15 protein-coding genes are annotated in these 15,394 nt (G+C 64.6%); 7 read left to right on the forward strand and 8 right to left on the reverse strand.

Annotated elements, in window-relative coordinates:
• Positions 1 to 36 precede the first annotated feature (36 nt).
• Complete coding sequence (locus JVX98_RS24755) at positions 37 to 669, reverse strand: LysE family translocator (protein ID WP_205237729.1); 633 nt, start codon at positions 667 to 669, stop codon at positions 37 to 39.
• Between the two features lie 268 nt (positions 670 to 937).
• Between JVX98_RS24755 and JVX98_RS24760 the strand changes: the two genes are divergently transcribed.
• The 3 genes from JVX98_RS24760 (at position 938) to JVX98_RS24770 (ending at position 4,009) form a co-directional block, all read left to right on the forward strand.
• On the forward strand, positions 938 to 1,384 hold the full coding sequence (locus JVX98_RS24760; protein ID WP_205237730.1) for a glyoxalase superfamily protein: 447 nt from the start codon (positions 938 to 940) through the stop codon (positions 1,382 to 1,384).
• Between the two features lie 316 nt (positions 1,385 to 1,700).
• Entirely contained in the window at positions 1,701 to 2,828 is a 1,128-nt protein-coding gene (locus tag JVX98_RS24765) for a multicopper oxidase domain-containing protein (RefSeq protein ID WP_246764950.1), read from the forward strand.
• Positions 2,825 to 4,009: a ZIP family metal transporter gene (locus tag JVX98_RS24770; RefSeq protein WP_205237731.1), complete on the forward strand. Its 1,185-nt coding sequence runs from the start codon at positions 2,825 to 2,827 to the stop codon at positions 4,007 to 4,009. The genes JVX98_RS24765 and JVX98_RS24770 overlap by 4 nt, the downstream gene beginning before the upstream one ends.
• Positions 4,010 to 4,025: 16 nt before the next feature.
• On the opposite strand, the gene cysE is transcribed toward JVX98_RS24770, so the two are convergent.
• The 3 genes from cysE to JVX98_RS24785 are packed head-to-tail and all read right to left on the reverse strand — an operon-like array spanning position 4,026 to position 6,962.
• Positions 4,026 to 4,853 (reverse strand): serine O-acetyltransferase, encoded by an 828-nt coding sequence (gene cysE / locus JVX98_RS24775; protein WP_205237732.1) that lies wholly within the window; start codon positions 4,851 to 4,853, stop codon positions 4,026 to 4,028.
• A gap of 10 nt (positions 4,854 to 4,863) precedes the next feature.
• Positions 4,864 to 5,853 carry a WD40 repeat domain-containing protein gene (locus JVX98_RS24780; RefSeq protein ID WP_205237734.1) on the reverse strand — a complete coding sequence of 330 codons (990 nt, stop codon included), beginning with the start codon at positions 5,851 to 5,853 and terminating at the stop codon, positions 4,864 to 4,866.
• The gene (locus tag JVX98_RS24785; protein WP_043610746.1) at positions 5,853 to 6,962 is read right to left on the reverse strand and encodes a GTP-binding protein; all 1,110 of its coding nucleotides are present in this window, start codon (positions 6,960 to 6,962) and stop codon (positions 5,853 to 5,855) included. Before JVX98_RS24785 ends, JVX98_RS24780 begins: the two co-directional genes overlap by 1 nt.
• A 187-nt stretch (positions 6,963 to 7,149) precedes the next feature.
• Here JVX98_RS24785 and JVX98_RS24790 point away from each other — a divergent pair, with 187 nt between their 5' ends.
• The gene (locus JVX98_RS24790; RefSeq protein ID WP_205237737.1) at positions 7,150 to 8,241 is read left to right on the forward strand and encodes a glycosyltransferase family 1 protein; all 1,092 of its coding nucleotides are present in this window, start codon (positions 7,150 to 7,152) and stop codon (positions 8,239 to 8,241) included.
• 28 nt (positions 8,242 to 8,269) lie between these two features.
• Here JVX98_RS24790 and JVX98_RS24795 read toward each other — a convergent pair whose 3' ends face one another.
• From JVX98_RS24795 to JVX98_RS24805, 3 genes are all read right to left on the reverse strand, one after another.
• The gene (locus JVX98_RS24795; RefSeq protein ID WP_205237740.1) at positions 8,270 to 9,148 is read right to left on the reverse strand and encodes a glycosyltransferase family 2 protein; all 879 of its coding nucleotides are present in this window, start codon (positions 9,146 to 9,148) and stop codon (positions 8,270 to 8,272) included.
• A gap of 64 nt (positions 9,149 to 9,212) precedes the next feature.
• Positions 9,213 to 10,616 carry a hypothetical protein gene (locus tag JVX98_RS24800; protein ID WP_205237743.1) on the reverse strand — a complete coding sequence of 468 codons (1,404 nt, stop codon included), beginning with the start codon at positions 10,614 to 10,616 and terminating at the stop codon, positions 9,213 to 9,215.
• A 73-nt stretch (positions 10,617 to 10,689) separates the two neighbouring features.
• Complete coding sequence (locus JVX98_RS24805; protein WP_205237745.1) at positions 10,690 to 11,481, reverse strand: creatininase family protein; 792 nt, start codon at positions 11,479 to 11,481, stop codon at positions 10,690 to 10,692.
• 113 nt (positions 11,482 to 11,594) lie between these two features.
• Between JVX98_RS24805 and JVX98_RS24810 the strand changes: the two genes are divergently transcribed.
• The 3 genes from JVX98_RS24810 (at position 11,595) to JVX98_RS24820 (ending at position 14,277) form a co-directional block, all read left to right on the forward strand.
• Positions 11,595 to 12,092: a MarR family winged helix-turn-helix transcriptional regulator gene (locus tag JVX98_RS24810; protein WP_034786917.1), complete on the forward strand. Its 498-nt coding sequence runs from the start codon at positions 11,595 to 11,597 to the stop codon at positions 12,090 to 12,092.
• Between the two features lie 169 nt (positions 12,093 to 12,261).
• A complete protein-coding gene (locus JVX98_RS24815) occupies positions 12,262 to 13,284 on the forward strand; it encodes a LacI family DNA-binding transcriptional regulator (protein ID WP_034786913.1) in 1,023 nt (340 codons plus the stop codon).
• A gap of 27 nt (positions 13,285 to 13,311) precedes the next feature.
• Positions 13,312 to 14,277, forward strand: a complete 966-nt coding sequence (locus tag JVX98_RS24820) for a 2-hydroxyacid dehydrogenase (protein ID WP_205237748.1) — start codon at positions 13,312 to 13,314, stop codon at positions 14,275 to 14,277.
• Between the two features lie 42 nt (positions 14,278 to 14,319).
• Here the strand turns inward: JVX98_RS24820 and JVX98_RS24825 are convergent, their stop codons facing one another.
• A complete protein-coding gene (locus tag JVX98_RS24825; RefSeq protein WP_192450889.1) occupies positions 14,320 to 15,078 on the reverse strand; it encodes a gamma-glutamyl-gamma-aminobutyrate hydrolase family protein in 759 nt (252 codons plus the stop codon).
• Between the last annotated feature and the right edge of the window lie 316 nt (positions 15,079 to 15,394).

The raw sequence follows: 15,394 nt of genomic DNA on the forward strand, positions 1-15,394 counted from the left end.
GCGATCTGCCCAAGGACGTGTTGGCGAAACAGCATTTCAGGCGGTGGCGCGGCGGTAAAGCGCGAGCGAGCCGGCCAGTGCCAGCAAGGCGCCGCCGCACAGGCGATCGAGCCATATGGCCCCGGATCGCTTGAGAAAGACCGCGGCTTTCGCGCCGAGCAGCGCATAGCCGAACATCACGGTGAAATCGACGGTGGCGAAGACGAGGGCGAGAACGGCATATTGCGCCGCCTGCGGCGCCGCCGGATCGATGAACTGCGGCAGGAACGCCGTGAAGAATAGATAGCCCTTGGGATTGGTGACAGCGACCAGGAAGCTTTTCAGGAAGATCGCCATAGAGGAAACGGGAGCGGAACCGCCGGCTTCGGTTGCCACCTGGATCGTCCCTTTCGACCGCAGCAGCATGATGCCGAGAAAGGCGAGATAGCCAGCACCCAGCCATTTGACGACGGTGAACCAGAATTCGGAGGCCGCCAGCAGCGCGCCGAGGCCAAGCGCGACGGCGCCGATCAACACGAAATCGGAGAGCATGGCACCGACCATGCCGGCAGTTGCGCGCCTGACGCCGTAGCGTGATCCATTGGTGAGTGCGAGCAGGACCGTCGGGCCCGGTGTCGCGATGCCGATGAAGGCAACCAGCGCGAATGCGAGTATCGTCATTTCGGTCATCACGTCCTCCTCCGTCGTCTCCGGTAGTCGTCCCACAGCTTCTGCGCGTGCGCAATCGTCTTTCGCGCGGACGCCGGTTCAGCGGCATGTTTGACAGCCGAAGCGGCATCCCCTATGGAAGCGGCAGGGTGAAGGTCCCTGCCGTCCGCGAGCGTCATGCTTTGGTGAAGTCCTTCTTTTGAGACACGGTCAGCCGAAACGGCATGCGAACCGGTGGCAATGCGGGCTCCCATCTTCAAGAAAGCATGCCGCTGCAGGAGACCTTCTCATGACGCGCGGATCAAGCCCGCTTCCCTCGCTCGACGCCCTGAAAGACCAGGCCAAGCGTCTGCGTACCCGCCTTGCATCCGAAGGCGAAACCATCGGCCATTCCCGCTCGCTCGAACTGATCGCCGCCCAGTACGGCTACCGCGACTGGAACACGCTGCACGCCGCTGTCGGCAACCGTCCGCCGTTCAATCCCTGGATGCTCGGATCCCGCGTCAAGGGGCGCTATCTCGGCCAGGCCTTCGAGGGCGAGATCCTCTCGGTGCAGGCGCTGACGGCGCAGCCGGGGCGCTACCGCCTGACGATGAAGTTCGACGAGCCCGTCGACGTCGTCACCTTCGACAGCTTCTCGGCCTTCCGCCAGCGGGTCACGGCGACGGTGGACGAGAACGGCCGTACGATCGAAAAAACCTCCAACGGGGTGCCGCAACTCGAACTTGAATGGTGAGGCGCGACCACCGCCTGCCGAGGCCATGCGGACATGTCCGTTTCCGGTCCGGCGCCGAAGTCCAACCCAACGTCCCCGAAGCCGCGCGCTTTCCGGGGACGTTTTCGTTTCAGGGTCCGCTGACAGGGTGTCGCCTCGAGCGCGCGGTCCTGCCGGTCCCTGCGGATCGTCACGCGTGCCCGAGTCAGTTGCGAATGGGTTGCATTTGCACTATTGCTGTTGTTGCAAATGATTTGCAGAAGCATGTGGGTCGCTTTTCTGCCGCCCAGTCGGGCACAGCGCGGCGCGTGTTACGCAATGAGGGAGAGGGACGAATATGGACAATCCGACAAGACCGGACCTGATGCGAAGGCGCAGTCTGCTGATGGGTGGGCTGGCGGCCGCAGGCGGGACGGCGATCTGCACCAGTGCCGCCTTGGGACAACAACAGACGAGCCATGTCGGTCATGCCGCGCCACCGGCAGCGGCGGGGCAAGAGCCAATGCCCGCCATGGGACATGGCGCGATGATGACGGTCGGCGAGGTCGATAGCGCCGTCAACGGCTTCGATCCGACGGACATGCTCACCGACTGGGATACCGGCACGGTTTCGACGCTGCCAGACGGGCGGACGCTGCGCACCTTCGAGATGACGGCTGAGGATCGCGAAATCGAGATCGCGCCCGGCATCAAATTTCCCGCCTGGACCTATAACGGCCGGGTTCCCGGCCCGGCGCTGCGGGCCAAGGAAGGCGAGCGGCTGCGGATCGTTTTCCGCAACTACGCGTCACACCCCCACTCGATCCATTTCCACGGTATTCACGCGGCGCGCATGGATGGTGTGCCGGGTGCCGGGATGGTCGATCCCGGTGACGAATTTATCTATGAGTTCGATGCCAAGCCCTTCGGCTGCCATCTCTACCATTGCCACGCGATGCCGCTGCGCCGGCATATCCACAAGGGCATGTACGGCGCCTTCGTCATCGATCCGGACCCGGATCGGCGGCCGGAGCATGTGGAGGTCGCCCGCTCCAGGTTGCTCGGCACACCAGAGAATGCCGGCTGGCAGGAACTGGTGATGGTAATGAACGCCTTCGACACCAATTTCGATGCCGAGAACGAATTCTATGCGGTCAACACCGTCGCGCACGCCTTCATGAAGCGGCCGATCCGGATCGTGAAGGGCAAGCCGGTGCGCATCTATCTCGTCAACGTCATCGAGTTCGATCCGATCAACTCCTTTCACCTGCACGCCAATTTCTTCGACTATTACGATCAGGGCACGACGCTGACGCCGACGTTGAAAACCGTCGATCTCATCACCCAGTGCCAGGCGCAGCGCGGCATCCTCGAATTCACCTTTGCCGAGCACGAACCCGGGCTCTACATGTTTCACCCGCACCAGACCGAGTTCACCGAGCTCGGCTGGGTCGGCATGTTCGATGTGGTGGAGGCGCTCGCATGAACGAGATGCCAAGAGCTGCCATTCGCGCGGCAAAGACCAACCTGGTGTGGCTGGCATTGCCTCTCATCGTCTTTGGCATCGCCGTTGCCTGGCTCGTGTCGACCGATCCGCTGTCGGGCTTCCGCAACGGTGCGCCGCCGGTCGAGAACCTGACCTTCGAAAGGACCGTGTTCGACGACAGCGGTCTCAGCCTGCTTGTTCGCGCCGGCGGGTCGGAACCGATGACGGTGGCGCAGGTCCAGGTGGACGACGCCTATTGGCGATTCACCCAGGATCCGCCGGGGCCGATCGCGCGTGGCGGGGCCGCATGGCTGAAGCTGCCGTTTCCCTGGATGCTGGGTGAGGCGCATGCCGTGAAGGTGGTGACCAACACCGGCGCCACCTTTGTGCATGACATAGCGGTTGCCGTGCCGACGCCCCAGGCGACGACGGGCCAATTGCGGCTGCAAGCCCTGGTCGGCATCATCGTCGGCATCGTGCCCGTGGCCGTCGGCCTGATGTTCTATCCGGTCCTGCGTGGCGTTGGGCGCGAGGGCATGGCCTTCCTGCTGTCGCTGACGATCGGCCTGCTCGGCTTCCTGCTGGTCGATGCGAGCGGCGAGGCGCTCGAGCTTGCCGGCGAGGCGGCGGCGATCTTCCAGGGCCCTGTCATGGTGGTGCTGGCAGGCCTGGGCAGTTTCCTCCTGCTGATGGCAATCGGCCGGCGTAGCGGTGCCCCAACGGGGCTGGCGCTCTCCACCTACATCGCGCTCGGCATCGGCCTGCACAATCTTGGCGAGGGGCTGGCGATCGGCGCCGCCTTTACGGCCGGCTCCGCCGGGCTCGGCACCTTCCTCGTGCTCGGCTTTGCGCTCCACAATGTCACCGAAGGCATCGGCATCGCCGCGCCGATCCTGAAGAAGAGGCCGCCGTTCCCGGTCTTCGTCGGCTTGACGCTGCTTGCTGGCAGCCCTGCCGTCATCGGCATGTGGCTCGGGAGCCTTGCCGCCTCGGCGCAATGGTCCGCCTTGGCGCTGGCGATCGGGGCAGGCGCGATCCTGCAGGTGATCGTCGAAGTGGGCGCCTATCTGATGCGCCAGAGCGAGCGCAGGAGCGACGTGTTCCTGAGGCCGCCAGTTCTGGCCGGCCTCGCAGCCGGTGCGGCATTCATGTATGCCACCGCGGCGCTGGTGAAGATCTGACGGGCAACAGGATGGGTCAGACGATCGTCTGGTCCATCTCCGCTGCCGGAATTTCATCGACGCGATGGATGCGCACGACGGTTGCCGGCACGCCCGCGACGGTGGTGCGCGGCGGAACGGTCTTGAGGACGACACTGCCGGCGGCGACCTTGCTATAGGCGCCGACCTCGATATTGCCGAGGATCTTGGCGCCGGCGCCGAGCATCACGCCGCGACGGATCTTCGGGTGGCGGTCGCCGGTTTCCTTGCCGGTACCGCCGAGCGTAACGTTCTGCAGGATCGAGACCTGATCTTCGATGACGGAGGTTTCGCCGATGACGATGCCGGAGCCATGGTCGAGCATGACAGCCTTGCCGATGCAGGCGGCCGGATGAATGTCGGGTCCGAAGACGAGCGAGGCGAGGTTCGAAAGCCAGCTCGCGACCTCGCGGCGGCCATCGACCCAGAGCTGGTGGGCTGCGCGATAGATCTGCAGCGCCTGAAAGCCCTTGAGGTTCAACAGCACATGCATGAGGCCCGGGCAGGCCGGGTCACGTTCTTTCACCGCCTGAAGGTCGGCTTCCGTCGCCAGCAGGATCTGAGGGTTTGCCTTGAAGATGCCGGCGAGCAGTTGGGCAAGCGAGCGTTCGTCGACACGCGCGACGGCCAAGCCGGCCGCAAGCACGCCGGCCAGCAACTCGGCATCCGACCCGGCGTCGATGATCGGCATCAGGGAGGGTGCCATGACCGGTTCACGTGCGGCAAGCGCGCGCGCTTCCGCCCGGATCAGGCTCCAGACCGCGCCATCGGCGAGCGGTGTGGCGAGCGAGCCTTCGTAGCGCTGCGTCTCAATCAATGCGGTCATGCGCCACCCGTCAGCCGGCGATATCGACGACGCCGCAATCACCCTCGGCCGAGCCGAAGGCGAGCTGCCGGCCATCCTTGTTCCAGGCCATGGCGGTGATCGCGCCCTTGCCGGGGCGGCGCAGAAGCACTTCCTTGCTGTCGGCAAAACGGGCGCCGAGGATCATGCCGTCCTGGTAGCCGATGGCGACGATGTCTTCGGCCGGATGGCAGCAGACGGAGGTCACCATGATGTCAGCGCGGGTGCCGAGTTCGAGCGGCGCCTTGCCCATCGGGCCGTCCTTGCCCTGGAAGGGCCAGACGATGGCGGCCGGCGCGCCCGAGGAGGCGAGCCACTTGCCCTTGGCCGACCAGGAGACCGACTTCACCTTGGCCGGATAGCCGGTCATGCGCATGTGGCGCGCTTCGGCGCCGGGCTTGGCGTCGAGCTTCCAGCCATGCAGCGCGTTTTCCTGCATGGTGGTGACGAGAAAGCGGCCATCGGGCGAGAAGGTGACGCCGGTATGGGCGCCTTTCCATTCGAGATCGATCGGCTGCCCAGACATGCCGACCCAGTGCAGCGACACGCCGTTGTAGCGGGCGGCGGCGATGCGCAGACCCTTCGGCGCGAAGGCCAGGCCCTCGACGGTGCGGTCTTCGGCGAATTCCTTCGTCTTGCCGTCGGCAAGCTTCACGTGCGTGGTCTTGCCATAGGCATAGCCAACGGCACCTTGCGGGCCGGCGGCAACCTGGGCGATCCACTTGCGCGGCGCTTCGGCGACGAGCGACGTCGTGCCGTCTGCGGCGGTGCGCATGACCTTGCCGTCTTCGCCGCCGGTCAGCAGCGTGTCGTTGGCTTCGTCGACGACGAGCGATAGCAGGCCCTCATGGACCTCCGTCGTCTTGTGGCCGAGATCGAGGCGGTGAATGGCGCCGGTTGCTTCGGCGAAGAAGGGGACGCCTTTGAGAAAGGCCACGCCGACAACGTGACCTTCGAGATCGAGGGGAGCGACAGTCGGCATCAGTTCGGCTGCGCCTCGCAGGCCTTGAACGTACGTTCGAGCTTTTCGCGGTCGAGGTCACGGCCGATGAAGACGAGGCGGCTTTCGCGCTTTTCGCCTTCCTTCCACGCACGCTGGTGATCGCCCTCGATGATCATGTGCACGCCCTGAACGACGTAACGCTCGGCGTCACCGGCAAAAGCGATGATGCCCTTCAGACGCAGGATGTTCGGGCCGTCCGTCTGGGTGATCTTCTGGATCCAGGGGAAGAAGCGATCCGGGTTCATCTCACCGCCGCGCAGCGAGATCGACTGCACCGTCACGTCGTGGATCGGCGAGGGGGCATCGTGGTGGTGGTGATGGTCGTGATCGTGGTCATGATCATGATGGTGGTGGTCGTGATCATGGTGGTGATGGTGATGATCGTGGCCGCAGTCGGGACCGCAGGTGTGATCGTGTTCGTGATCGTCCTGGTCGAGGAAATGCGGATCGTTTTCGAGCGCCCGTTCGAGGTTGAAGGCGCCCTGGTCGAGGACCTTGGCGAGATCGATGTCTGAACGCTGGGTGCGGTAGATGCGGGCCGACGGGTTGATCACCCGCACGGTCGCCTCGATGCGCTCCAGTTCCTCGGGGCTGACGAGGTCGGTCTTGTTCAAAAGCACGACGTCGGCAAAGGCGATCTGGTCTTCCGCCTCGCGGCTGTCCTTGAGACGCAGCGGCAGATGCTTGGCGTCGACGAGCGCGACAACGGCGTCAAGCTCGGTCTTGGCGCGCACGTCATCGTCCATGAAGAAGGTCTGGGCAACCGGCACCGGATCGGCAAGGCCTGTCGTCTCGACGATGATCGCGTCGAAGCGGCCGGGGCGGCGCATCAGGCCTTCCACCACGCGGATCAGGTCGCCGCGCACGGTGCAGCAGACGCAGCCGTTGTTCATCTCGTAGATTTCCTCGTCGGATTCCACGATCAGGTCGTTGTCGATGCCGATCTCGCCGAACTCGTTGACGATGACCGCGTATTTGCGGCCATGGTTCTCGCTGAGGATGCGGTTCAAAAGCGTCGTCTTGCCGGCGCCGAGATAGCCGGTGAGCACGGTGACGGGGATCGGCTTCTGCGGGGATGTTTCGGTCATGGGAACCTCTGGGATTTCCGGATGCGGGAGCAGGCATCCTAGTCGCGTCTCATATAGGAGATGCGGCGGCGATGCGCAAATGGCGCAGGCGATTTTGCCGGTCGGGCGGCGTGGCTCGCTACGATCCCGATAACCCTCCTTTCATCAAGATCGGCGAGAGTGCGGGGCACATCGAAGGGGTGCGCGCGTGAAGACGATTTCCATCAACGGCCGGTTCCTGACCCAGCCGCTTACCGGCGTGCAGCGCTTCGCCCGCGAGATGACCCGGGCGCTGGATCACCGCATCGCATCGGGTGCCGTGCCGCATGCGCTGAAGGACGTGCGCTGGCGGCTGCTTGCGCCGGGCAAGGCTGTCGACGATCTCGGCCTCAAGGCGATTTCGGTGGAGCGCTTCGGCTCCGGCCCAGGCCATCTCTGGGAGCAGGGGGCGCTCTTCTGGCGGTCGCGCCGCGACACGCTCATCGGCTTCGGCGGCAGCGGACCGGTGCTGCATGGCGACCAGGTGGTGGTGATCCACGACGTCACGCTCTTTCGCCATCCGGCCTCCTTTGGTCGAGGCTACCGAATATTCCATGGAACGCTCGGCTATCTTCTTGCGCGGAGGGCGAAGATCGGTACGGTCTCGAACTTCTCACGCAAGGAACTTGCCGAGGTCTTCCGCGTGCCTTCGGCCGGTATCGACGTGATCTACAATGCGACCGACCACTTCGCGGGCCTTCAGCCCGACGACGGCGTCATCGCGCGGCTCGGACTTGCCGACACGCCCTTCTTCCTCCTGGTCGGCACGCTGAAGCCAAACAAGAATGTCGAGTTTGCCGTGCGCGCTTTCGAGGCCTTGGGTGCCGCTGACCACAAGCTGGTCGTGGTGGGCGGCACGGATCCATCGGTGTTTCGCGATATCGCGCCGACGTCGAAGGGCAATCTGATCTTTCCGGGACGTCTGACCGACGCGGAGATCGCGATGCTGCAACGCCGCGCCGTCGCCTTCGTCTTCCCGAGCCTCTACGAAGGCTTCGGCATCCCGCCGCTCGAGGCGATGACACAAGGCTGCCCGGTGCTTGCTGCCGACATTCCACCGGTGCGCGAGGCCTGCGGCGATGCGGTGCGCTACTTCGATCCGTTGAAGACGGAAACGCTGGTCGAGGCCATGCGGACGATCTCCACCGACGCGCCTTTGCGCCGCGAGCTGACGCAGGCCGGCCACGACAATGCCAAGCGCTTTTCCTGGGATGGAAGTGCGGTGGTGCTGCTCAATATGCTGGCGGCACAGCGAGCCTAGTCGTCGCAGCCTACGGCGCGCGAAACGATCAGAGTTCCAGCATGCGTTGCGGATCCATGCGCCCGCGCAGGAGATCGAGAAAGGCGATGGCGTTGCCCTTGAGGCGGCCGCGCCGATCGACGAGGCCTTGCGGCTTGAGGCTGCCGGCGAGATTGGCGGCTATGTTGCCCCCCATCAGGCGCAGCGCCCATTTCAGGCTGACGGTGCCTTTGCGAAAGAGATAGAGCGGATTGGCAACTTGCGAGTAGCCGAACCGAAGCCCGGAGGTGCGGCCGCGCTTGTTGCCAAGATGCACGCCGCGCAAAGCGTCAGACTTCACGATCCGCCCGCGCTTGGAAAGGCGGCGGCAGAAATCGACATCCTCCTGCCAGCCATAGAGCGGCAGGCGCTCGTCGAAGCGGGTCTTGTCGGCGGCGATGGCGGAAAATCGGAAGACCATGTTACAGCCGTAGGCGTTGTAAACCGGGGTCGGCGGGTGGCCCGCGGTCGTTGCGCCATCACGTCGCAGGATTTCCAGGCCGTCTTCGACCGATATGCCCGGCCCATGAATGCCGTCGGCGAGCACGAGCCCGGTAGCAACGACGAGATCGGGTGCTGCCTCGAAAAGCCTCTGCGCCTCTGCAAGAAAATCGCCGCGCGGCAGGAAATCGTCGTCGAAGAAGACGAACAGATCCGCGGCTCCAGCGCGGTCGAGAATGGCATTTCGCTGTTTCGTGAGCCCGCGCTCGCCCGCGACGATGGTGACGGGAACCGGCAACGTCCGGGCGAAGGCTTCGTCGATATCATCCGCAGCACTCGGGCAGACGAAGATCGCGTCGGGCAGACGGGCCTGGCGCGTCAGATGCAGCAGAGTTTCGGAGAGGACTTCGCGGCGGCCCGCGGTCGCTATGCCGACGACGATGTTCATGGATGTGCTCCCCGCTCGTTTCGGCGGCGATCTAACCGGAAAATCGTGCAGTTTCAGTTAGCGCCTATGCCGATCCAGGTCCCGGCGCCCGCAGCATGAGGCGCAGTTGGTTGAGCGAGAGCAGGCAAAGCAAGCCGCCGCCGATGATGCCGGCGCCGATTGTGGCAAAGCTGGTTTCGCCGGAGAGGGTGAAGGCAAGCACGGCCGCGCCAAGTCCGGCGGCGGCGAAGAGGACCGGCGGCCAGGAAAACTCGAAGGCGAGCGAGGACATCAGTCGCAGGCCGACCAAGGCGGCGAGGAGCGCGCCGACGGCGCTGCCCCAGGCGAGTGCCGCACCATCCGGCCCGGCGGTGAGCAGGGCCGTCAGCGCGCCGAGGTTCAGGAACGCACAGTCGATCACCGCGAGCAGCAGGATCAGCGCCAGGCGCTGCTTCAAGTGCAGCGGCGTCGGCAGCATGATCTGCGTCAGCGTGCGAACAAGCGAGAGCACGATGATGGCGGGCGCGGTGGCGAGGAAACCTTGCTGCAGGTCGGGGCTGATGACGAGCCAGGCGGCGGGCAAAAGCACGGCAAAGATGCCGGCTGCCATCATCAGCGCGAAGCTCGTCAGCAAGGCGTAGTAATGACCGAGCTGGCGGGGGAGGGCGGCGCGATCTTCGGCCCGGTCATGCGCGGCGACGATTTCGGGATACTGGATCGCCTGGAGGGCGGAAACGATCAGCACGAAGGGGCGCTGCAAAAGGTCGAGCGCGAGCAGCGCGCCGGCGGCGCCCGTGGTTCCGAGCGCTGCGGTGAAGATCGCCTTCAGCGCCAGCGGCGCGAACATGGCGGCTGTCGCGGCACCTGCCGAAACGCTGCCATAGACGAGATGTTTGCGGACCCGGGCGCTGTCGAGCGCTGCGGCAGGGCGGGTCTTCGCGCGGCGCGACAGAAGAAGCGCGAGCAGGCCATAGGCCGCATAGCCGCCGAGCAGGCCGGTGACCGTCGAAAGGAAGCTGGGGGAGACCAGCGCGCCGAGAAGTGTGCCAGCGGCGAGGATGGTGGCACGGGATCCCTGCAGTACGGAAAAGGCGCGAAAGTCCTGGCGGAAGCGCAGCGTGGTCAGGTGCAGGTCGCTGCCGCCCTGCGCGATCGAGACGAGGCCGCCGACAAGCGCCACGACAGGTGGCACGCCAAAGAACAGCGACAGGCAAGCCGCGATCAGGCAGAGGGCGGCGCAGGCGAATGCTTCCACGAGGATCGCGCGCCCCTCCGCCGCTTCGCTTGCAGCATCCGGCCCAGGGTAGAAGCGCGTGCAGGCAAACCGCACCCATTCGAAGGCGGCGATCGCAGCAAACTGGCAGATGGAGATGAAGAGCGAGTAGCTGGCATAGTCGGCCGGCGCCAGCCAATGGGCGACGACGATCAGCAGGCCGAAGGCGATGACGGCCTGGTAGAAATAGGCGCCGAGCGCAATGATCTTCGCCATGGGGTTCTCTGTCGGACGCTGTCAGCTGCAGTTCTGATAGCGCAAAAGCGCAAACAAAGTGTTTGCCGGCCATTCAGGCCAGATCGTTCGGATCGAAATCCCTGACGTCTTCGAGAAGTTCGATGAAGCCTCGGACAGCATGGGCGATCAGGATTTCGCCGCGTGCTGCCGTTGCCGCAGCGGCGTTGCCGGCGACGCCTATGGCGTTAAGGTCGCGCATCCTCCAGCCGAAGGCGTGGGGCCCATAGGCGCGCAGATGCTTGAAGCGCTCCGCAAACTGTTCCTGGCGGGAGGAAAAGCGGTCGGCCTTGGCCACGTCGACCCTGTCGGGATGGAGCGCCAGCATGACCGAGGTTTCGATGTCGCCGCCGTGGATGTCGAGTGCCTTGTCCGCCGGCGAAATCCAGCCGTCCGGCTGGCCGAAACGGGTCCAGCTCGTCGCGACCGCCAGCATGTTGAACCGCACCCGCGCTTCGGTGGCGATGATGGTCATCAGGGGCGAGTTGCCGCCATGGGCGTTCAGCATCACGAACTTGCGGATGCCCTGCTGGTGAAGTCCGGCGGCGATGCCGAGCCAGCGCTCGACCGCCTCTGCGTAATCAAGCGTGCGGCTGCCGGCGACATCCATGTGTTCGATCGAGTAGCCGACCGGCTCGGCCGGCAGAAAGGTGACGGGCAGATCGGCGGGAAGGGCGGCGATCGTGCGGGAGACGATCCCCTCGGCAATCAGCGTGTCGGTTTCGAAGGGCAGGTGCGGTCCGTGCTGCTCATGCGCGCCGAGCGGCAGCACGGCGATCCAGTCGCGGCGGGCGTCTGGTGGAAGGTCGGCCGGATTGTCCTGCCATCGCGGCTGGGGCATCGACATTTCTCTTCGATCCTCCACGTCAATTGTCGTAAAATTGTTATTTGAGTCATACAGTTCGTAATCGCAAGCTGTATTGTTATAAGAGTGCGAGACGGGATTCGGCAGGAGGTCCAATGGGCAAGAAGAACAAGGCCGAAAAGAAGGGCAAGAACGGCAAGAAGAAGGACGAGCTCCTGATCGAGCCTCACGATCTTGCCGCCGTCCTTGTCCAGGCTGCGCGGTCCATGCGCACCGTGCTCTCCCGCAATCTGCTCGAAAGCGGCCTCTATGCCGGACAGGATGGCGTCATGCTGGCGCTGGCCGAGACCGATGGCCTGACGGCCGGCGGGCTTGCGGTCAAGCTCGGCGTCAAGGCGCCGACCATGACCCGCACGATCGGCCGCATGGAAGCGCAGGGCTTTCTCGAGCGGCGGCCGGACGACGATGATGCCCGGCTCACGAAGGTCTATCTCACCGAACCCGGCCGCAACCGGCTTCAGACAATCGCCGAGGCCGGTCAGCATTCTGAAAAGCTCGCGACCCGTGGTCTGACCGACAAGCAGGTTCGCACGCTGATGAAGCTACTGCGCGCCGTCGACAGCAATCTACAGGCTGCGCGCGCGGCCGATTGAACCGGATTTGCCGCATATTGCCGCGGCGATTTAAACAGTTTAAATAGGGATTTAAATTTATGGCACGCGTGCCGTCTCACAGGCGCGCGAAGGATGCCGAACGGTTTGACGCACCGCTCCCGGCTGGGGTTCGTGCGGATGGGGCGAAACAGGGCTTACAGGGGGCATCGTGGCGCAAAAGGTCAAGCTTTCGACGATCGCGGAAACACTCGGTCTTTCGACGGCGACGGTATCTCTGGCCCTGCGTGACAGCCCGCTGGTGGCGACCGTCACCCGCGACAAGATCAAGGAACAGGCGCGCGCGCTCGGCTATATCTACAACCGCCGCGCCGCCAGTCTCAGGACATCGCGATCGGGCATCATCGGCGTCGTCGTGCACGACATCATGAACCCGTTCTACGGGGAAATCCTCAAGGCGATCGAGGCCGAACTCGACCGCGACAAGCAGACCTTCATTCTTTCCAATCACTACGATTCCGTCGACAAGCAGCGCGATTTCATCGAGACGCTGTTGCAGCTCGGCGGTGACGGCGTGATCATGTCGCCAGCGATCGGCACGCCGCTGGAGGACATCCAGCTCGCCGAGGACAACGGCATGCCGGCGATCCTGATCGCCCGCTCGATCGAGGGTGTGGACGTGCCGATCTTCCGCGGCGACGACGCCTACGGCATCTCGCTTGCCGCCAACCACCTGATCGGCCTTGGCCACCGCTGTATCGCCATGGTCGGCGGCACGGACGAGACGTCCACCGGACGCGACCGCTACCAGGGCTACGTCAACGCGCTGCGCAAGGCCAATATCGAGGTCGATCCGGAACTGCGCATTCCCGGGCCCCGCACGAAGCAGGGCGGCTTCGAGGCCGCGGTGCACCTGCTTTCGTTGCCGCAGAAGCCGACCGCGGTCGTCTGTTGGAACGACCTCGTGGCGATCGGCATGATGAACGGCATCGCGCGCGCCGGTCTCGTGCCGGGCGTCGACATCTCCGTGACCGGCTACGACGACCTGGAAGAGGCGTCGATCGCGACGCCGGCGCTCACCACCGTCTGGAATGGGCAGGCCGATGTCGGCCGTAGTGCTGCCCGCGCACTACTCGACAAGCTCTCCGGCAGCCATGAGCCGGATGGAATTCACCTGATCAAGCCGGAGATGCGCATCCGGCAGTCGACCGGCCCCTTGCGGGTCATCGCCTGAGGTCCATCACCCGCAAGGAAAATTGCCATGTCTGCCCGCATTCGCGTTCTCGTGCCCGGAAAAATCAATCCGCGGGTGATCGATCGTCTGGCGGAACGGTTCGACGTGGTGCGGATCGAAGGTGCCGATGCGACGCTGGTGACGCCGCAGATGCAGGACGTCAAGGCGATCGCCGTTTCTGGGCGCGTGCCGGCTGCACTGATGGACGCCCTGCCGCAGCTTGAGATCATCGCCAATTTCGGCGTCGGCTACGACGGGGTGGAGGTCGGGCATGCCGCGGCCAAGGGAATTGCCGTCAGCAACACGCCCGACGTCCTGACGGAAGAAGTGGCCGATACCGCGGTCGGACTGCTGCTCAACACGCTCCGTCAATTGCCGCAGGCGGAGCAATGGCTGCGCCAGGGTCGCTGGAGCCGCGAGGGCGCCTTCCCGCTGTCGCCGCTGTCGCTGCGGGGTCGAAGCGTCGGTCTTTACGGTCTCGGACGCATCGGTCTCGCAATTGCCAAGCGGCTCGAAGCCTTCGGCGTGTCGATCGCCTATCACACCCGCAGCCCGCGCGAGGGCCTTGCCTATGCCTACCATCCGACACTTGTCGGGATGGCCGGTGCGGTCGACACGCTCGTCGTCATCGTGCCGGGCACCGAGGCGACGCGGCGCACGGTCAATTCCGAGGTGCTTGCCGCGCTCGGAAGCAACGGGGTGCTGATCAATGTCGGGCGAGGCTCGACGGTCGACGAACAGGCTTTGATCGCAGCGCTTCAGGGCGGCGTGATCGCCGGTGCCGGTCTCGATGTCTTCGAGAACGAGCCGCAGGTGCCCGAGGCGCTGGTGGCCCTCCCGAATGTTTCGCTGCTGCCGCATGTGGCCTCGGCGTCGGTGGTGACGCGCAACGCCATGGCCGATCTCGTCGCCGACAACATTCTGGCGTGGTTTTCGACCGGCAAGGCGCTGACGCCAGTGCCGGAAACGCCGTTCACGCGTCGCGCGCACTAAGGCCCGAGGACGACGGGCCGAGCTTAAGCTCAAGCGGCCAGATCAAGCCGCCAGACGACCGGCCGCATAGGTCCTGACCGCATCGCCGAATGCCTTGAACAGGCTCGCGGACGGCGTGTCGGTGCGCACCCAGTATTCCGGATGCCATTGTACGCCGACGGCAAAGGCCTTGGAGCCGATCACCGAAACCGCCTCGATCGTGCCGTCGTCGGCAACCGCTTCGACCGCAAGACGGGGCGCGGCTGCGCCGATCGCCTGGCGATGCAGCGAGTTGACGCGGATGCGGCCGGCGCCGAGCACCGGCGCAAGGCAGCTTCCTTCCTTGACGATCACGTCCTGGCGGATGCCGTAGGCGACGTCGAGTTCCTTCACGTCGGGCTTGCGGTGATCCCAGATGCCAGGCTGGTCCTGAATTTCGGAGGCGAGCGTGCCACCGAGCGCGACGTTCAGTTCCTGGATGCCGCGACAGATGGCGAGAAGCGGCACGCCGCGTTCCAGCGCGCGCGTAATGAGCGGCAGGCTGGTCGCGTCGCGGCCGGGATCGAAGGGGCCGTCGCTCTCCTTGGCCTCGGCTCCATAAAGCGCGGGATGGACGTTCGAACGGGCGCCGCTGGCCAGCACGCCGTCGACCCGGTCGAGGATCTCGTCGATGTCGTTGCCGGTCTCGAGCGCCGGGATGAGGAAGGGCATAACGCCGGCGCCTTCGACGGCGGCGCGCACATATTGATGGGCAACGACATGCCAGACATTGCCGTCGAATTCGCGGAAATCGCAGGGGATGGCAACGACAGGTTTCGACATCATCAGGCTCCGTTGGATGCTTGAGAAAAGCCTTGCCTTCAGTTGCAGATGAAAGTCAACTGAGAAGGTGGTGAGCGCGATCGTCGCGCCGATCCCGGGCATCGAGACAGGAGGAGCGGTCCGAAACGGCAGGAAATCACAGGTAATTCTTCAAGAACGAGTAACCATCATAGGCGCAAGTTTGGGATCAACTACCGGCGTCGCAGAATTGTCGAAGTTGCGATCAAGCCGTTTTATTGTGCGAATGCCTATGTTTGGTTGTAGAAACCGAGTGTTGTCCCGCGCGGTTCGCACTACTGAGTTGAACTCTTGGGCG

This window comes from Ensifer sp. PDNC004 (assembly GCF_016919405.1).
GTDB lineage: Bacteria > Pseudomonadota > Alphaproteobacteria > Rhizobiales > Rhizobiaceae > Ensifer.